The following is a 4,995-nucleotide window of genomic DNA, read 5'->3' as shown; positions in this document are numbered from 1 at the left end:
TCATGGTCCCGAGACGCCTTGCCTAGAAGCTCCAGACCACGCGCCTCCTTCCCGGCTCCCCGTTGCGCACGCAACTGGAAGCGGGTCTCGGCATCGGCCTCGGCCAGCATGACGCTGGACATCTCCTCGAAGAGCCGGGCGACGCTGGTGCCACGGGCTCGGGCGACAACCTCCAGTCGCCGGAGTTTTTCGTCTGGGAGATCCAGGGTGAGTGCGGTCATGTTCGTACCTCCCGCAACAGATCCTCGGGTGTCATCAATTTGAGCGCCGGAAACCTCAGGTCCATCCCCTGGAGATCCCGTAAGAAGGCTGGGGTCAGGTCGCACATGTAACATCAAGCGCTCGCCTCGCAGTATGCACAATTTTTCACTAACCTCATCGAATGCCCAACGAGTCCGTCAGCCCGAAGCCAAGCAGTACATTGTTCGTGCCGTCGTGCGCGCAATCAAAGAGTCCAAAAATGAAAGACAGTGACCGCTACGCCAAGTTTGTCGAATGGTCGGAGGAAGACCAATGTTACGTGGGCAGTTGTCCTGGCTTGATGTTTGGCGGCTGCCACGGAGACGACGAGGTGTCCGTCTTCAAAGAACTCTGCGAGCTTGTGGAGGAGGTCGTACAGCTTTATAGAGAAGACGGCAAAGAACTTCCGCCGCCCACAGCGGGCCGGGACCTTGTCAATCAATTGCAAGACGTCGCCTAACGGTAAGCATGGAAATACGCTTGTCGCTATACCTTATGACATACATGAAGATGCAGTCATTCCGGTGACAGCGTCGATGATCTAACCGGCCCCGCGCAACATCTCCGCTGCATGGGCGCGGGTGGTGTCGGTGATCTCGGTGCCGCCGAGCATGCGGGCGATCTCGTCCACGCGGGCGTCTTCGCCGAGCGGGGTGATGCCGGTGTAGGTCTGGCCGTCCACGGCCTGTTTTTCCACTTTGAGCTGCTGGTGCGCCTGGGCGGCGACCTGGGGCAGATGGGTCACACAGAGCGCCTGGCGGGCCTCGCCCAGGCGGCGCAGCAGGCGGCCGACGATCTCGGCCACGCCGCCGCCGATGCCGACGTCCACCTCATCGAACACCAGCGTAGGCACACTGCCGAGCTCGGCCGTGGCCACCTGGATGGCGAGGCTGATCCGTGACAGCTCACCGCCGGAGGCGACCTTGGCCAACGGCTGCATGGGCTGCCCAGGATTGGCGCTCACCTGGAAGGCGATGGCATCGAGCCCGTGCGCGCCCACTTGAGCGGCTTCACCGGCCTCGACGGCGACCGCAAACCGGCCGCCGTCCATGCCGAGCGTCTGCATGGATGCCGTCACCGTCTCCCCCAGGCGCTCGGCAGCGACACGGCGCGCGTCACTCAGTGCTTGCGCGGCCTCGCGCAGTGCAGTGAAGGCTGCCTCTCGGTCGGCCTCCAGCGTCCCGAGGGCCTGGTCGTCCTGCTCTAGGGTCGAGAGCTCCGCCTGGCGCGCCGCGAGGGTTTCCGTGAGCTGTTCCGGTTGGATGCGGTACTTGCGGGCCAGGTCATGGATGCGGCCCAGGCGCTCTTCTACCTCGGCGAGGCGCGCCGGGTCCATGTCGAGGTCGTCCAGGTACTGGCGCAGGTTGGCGGCTGCCTCCTCCACTTGCACGGTGGCGCTGTCGATGAGCTCGCGGGTCTCGTTGAGCTTGGGGTCGATGTCGCCGAGTCCGGCGAGCTCGGAGCCCGCACGGCCGAGCTGATCGCGCAGCGCGGCGTCGCCCTCGTAGAGCAGCTCAACCAGCGCGGCGGCTGTGCCCTGCAGGCTGCCGAGGTTGGCAAGCCGGCGCTGCTCGACGTCCAGTGCATCCAGCTCGCCGTCGGCAAGGCCAAGCTCGCTGAGCTCTGCCACCTGAAAGCGCAGCAGGTCCATGCGCTCGGCGCGCTGCGCCTGCGCCGCCGTGAGCTCGCGCCAGCGGGTATCCAGCTCGCGCCAGCGCCGGTACAGCTCGGCCACCTCGGCGGCCTGCTGCTGCTGGCCGCCATAGGCATCCAGCAGCGTGCGCTGGGCGGCCGGGCGCAGCAGCGATTGGTGCGCGTGCTGGCCGTGAATATCCACCAGCAGGTCGCCCAGCTCGCGAAGCTGGGCGCCGCTGGCCGAGCGGCCATTGATGAAGGCCCGGGCGCGGCCCTCGCGCACCAGCACCCGGCGGATGACACACTCCTCGCCGTCGTCCAGGGCCTGTTCCGCGAGCCATGTCTGGGCCTCGGGGCAGCGGGTCAGGTCGAAGCCTGCAGAGACCTCCGCGCGCTCGCAGCCGGTGCGGATCATGCTTGGGTCGGCCTTCTCGCCGAGGACCAGTCCGAGGGCGTCGATGAGGATGGACTTGCCGGCGCCGGTCTCACCGGTGAGCGCGGTCATGCCGGCGCTGAGCGTCAGCTCCAGCCGGCTCATGATGACGAGGTCGCGGATGGCGATATGCGTGAGCATGGTTCCGTGGCTCGATACGATACGCGGGGCGGTTGCCGGTGGCGGTCGGATGGGCGCGCGGCCCGGGTGTGACCTCAACAGGCGCCGTCGGCCCGACCCTCGCTGGCCCAGCCGAGCTTGGCACGCAGGATGCTGAAATGGTCGTAGCCGCGCGGGTGGAGCAGTTTGACCCGATGGCGGCTGCGGCGGATGTGGATGGCGCGCCCCTCCGCCAGCGGCAGATTGATCTGCCCGTCGCAGGTGAGGCGCACCTGCTCGTGCTCGTAGTCGCGAATGCGCAGCTCGATCGTGCTGTCGCCGCCGATGACCAGCGGTCGGTTGCTCAGGGTGTGCGGGCAGATGGGTACCAGCAGCAGGGCATCCAGCGCCGGATGCACCAAGGGGCCGCCGCCGGACAGGGCGTAGGCCGTGGAGCCGGTGGGCGTGGAGACGATGACACCGTCGGAGCGCTGGGCGTTGACGAATTGACCGTCGATCCAGGTCTCGAGCTCGATCATGCGCACGCTGTTCCATTTGTGCACCACGACGTCGTTGACAGCGCGGCCCTCGGTGCCGTCGGTGTGAACGTCCAGCATGGCGCGGGCGTCGGCCCGGTACTCGCCGGCCAGAATCTGGTCCAGGCGCTCTTCCAGGTGGTCGGGGGAGATGTCCACGAGGAAGCCCAGCCGACCCAAGTTGATGCCGAGCAGCGGTACGTCCGCCGGCGCCAGCTCGCGAGCGGCGTGCAACAGCGTGCCGTCGCCGCCGACGACGATGACCAGGTCGCAGGCGGCGCCGAGCTCCGGGATGCTGAGACCGGCCGCGGCGTCGATGCCCAGTGTGTCACTGGTCATGACCGCGGATTGGGCATCGAAGTGCACGTCCAGGCCCCGATGGCGCAGGTGCGCGGCCAGCCGGGCAATGGTGCTGGCCAACTGGGGGTCCTGGTGCTGCTTGCCGATGATGCCGGCGACGTGGAACTGGCTCATGGTTGGCTCACTGCGCTGCCGCGGCTGGCGGCGGCCGCCGCGCCTGCGGGGCCAGCGGGGACGGTAGCATGGCCCAGCGGGCGCGCCAACTCGCTGTGGGAGGCGCGTGCAACGTGTTAGGTGGCGTCCAGCCTGCGGCGACGCGCCGCCGGTGCCAGGGCTCGCCGGGCGGTTGACACCCGCGAGGCTCCGCCCTAGATTGACAGTGTTAGCACTCGGTGCTTTGGAGTGCTAAACCCGCGCCGGCGTTGCCGCCGAGACGCGCGCACGGGATTGGCGCCGACGCGCCGGCTCCGGCTGCGGGCACAGCCGCGTATAACCTCCGCATAAGCGTTCAGCCACATGGCCAACAGCAGTCAATCGCGCACCAGTGATACCAAGATCTCGCTCCCCGGCGGTGGGCAGATCAGCGAGCGCGCGCTGCATTTTCTGAAGGCCCTCATCGAGCGCCACATTCGCGACGGCCAGCCGATCGGCTCCCGGACGCTCGCGCGGGACGCCGGTCTGGACCTGAGTCCAGCCACCGTGCGCAATGTGATGTCCGACTTGGAGGAGCTGGGGCTCGTGGCCTCGCCGCACACCTCTGCCGGGCGCGTGCCCACGGTGTCGGGTTACCGGCTGTTCGTGGACAGCCTGCTCACGGTATCCCCGATGGACGACGCCCTAATGGACAAGATGCGCTCGGGCTTCGAGCCGGGTGGCGAGTCCAAAGTGCTTGTCGAAACGGCTTCGCGGTTGCTCTCGGGGGTCACGCACCTGGCCGGGATGGTCATGGTGCCGCGGCATGAGCGGGAGGTATTTCACCAGATCGAGCTCCTGAAGCTCTCCGGCACGCGCGTGCTGGCGATTCTGGTCACCGCAGATGGGGAGGTGCACAACCGCATCATCCACACCGAGCAGGAGTGCTCTCCATCGCATCTGCAGCAGGCGTCAAACTATCTGACGGAGATGTTCTCCGGCCTCGACATGCGCGAGGTCCGCCGACGGCTGCTGGAAGACCTGAAGCAGACGCATCAGCGCATGGACGCCCTCATGATGCGGGCCATGGAAATGGCGCAGCGGGTGGTCGAACGTGCCGAGCACGAGGACGACGTGCTGATCGCCGGGCAGACCAACCTGCTGGAGTTCGAGGAGTTGGCGAACATGGAACGCTTGAAGTCCTTGTTTCAGGCCTTCACCGAGAAACGACAGATCTTGGACCTGCTCGACCGCTGCATCGAGGCCGACGGCGTGCAGATCTTCATCGGTCAGGAGTCCGGCTTCGAGCTGCTCGACGACTGCAGCCTGGTAACCACCACCTACCGCGTGGAAGACCAGATCCTCGGCGTACTCGGTGTCATCGGGCCGACGCGGATGGACTATCAGCGCATCATTCCGGTGGTGGACGTCACCGCCAAACTGTTGGCGGCGGCCCTCCGCAGGCCCTGACGCTGGCCAACGCTGGTGCCGGTGGTCCGGGCAGTCCGCAACTAGCCGAGATTGCCGAGGAAGCCGCTCGGGGGCCGCCGACGCTAGGGCGGCCCGGGTCGGCGGTGGCCGAACCGACAAACGAACACCCAGCGGCCGGCGGCGTATACC

Annotated in this window: 5 protein-coding genes; 2 read left to right on the top strand and 3 right to left on the bottom strand. The window is 67.0% G+C overall.

The features are described 5' to 3' along the window. A partial coding sequence (locus tag I6U14_RS06180; RefSeq protein WP_296897752.1) for a toxin-antitoxin system HicB family antitoxin occupies window positions 1–221 on the bottom strand: 221 nt, incomplete at its 3' end. 239 nt (window positions 222–460) lie between these two features. Between I6U14_RS06180 and I6U14_RS06175 the strand changes: the two genes are divergently transcribed. Then, the gene (locus I6U14_RS06175; protein WP_296897750.1) at window positions 461–700 is read left to right on the top strand and encodes a hypothetical protein; all 240 of its coding nucleotides are present in this window, start codon (window positions 461–463) and stop codon (window positions 698–700) included. An 81-nt stretch (window positions 701–781) separates the two neighbouring features. Here the strand turns inward: I6U14_RS06175 and recN are convergent, their stop codons facing one another. Beyond that, window positions 782–2,449, bottom strand: coding sequence for a DNA repair protein RecN (recN, locus tag I6U14_RS06170; RefSeq protein ID WP_296897748.1), 1,668 nt, complete (start codon window positions 2,447–2,449; stop codon window positions 782–784). Between the two features lie 74 nt (window positions 2,450–2,523). Further along, window positions 2,524–3,417, bottom strand: coding sequence for an NAD(+) kinase (locus tag I6U14_RS06165; protein ID WP_296897746.1), 894 nt, complete (start codon window positions 3,415–3,417; stop codon window positions 2,524–2,526). A gap of 342 nt (window positions 3,418–3,759) precedes the next feature. Here I6U14_RS06165 and hrcA point away from each other — a divergent pair, with 342 nt between their 5' ends. Further along, a complete protein-coding gene (gene hrcA / locus I6U14_RS06160) occupies window positions 3,760–4,845 on the top strand; it encodes a heat-inducible transcriptional repressor HrcA (protein ID WP_296897744.1) in 1,086 nt (361 codons plus the stop codon). Window positions 4,846–4,995: the final 150 nt, after the last annotated feature.

This window comes from Thiohalocapsa sp. (assembly GCF_019695415.1).
Taxonomy (GTDB): domain Bacteria; phylum Pseudomonadota; class Gammaproteobacteria; order Chromatiales; family Chromatiaceae; genus Thiohalocapsa.
The sequence above is the reverse complement of the archived record's forward strand: the minus strand, read 5'-3'. Positions and strand labels throughout refer to the sequence as shown.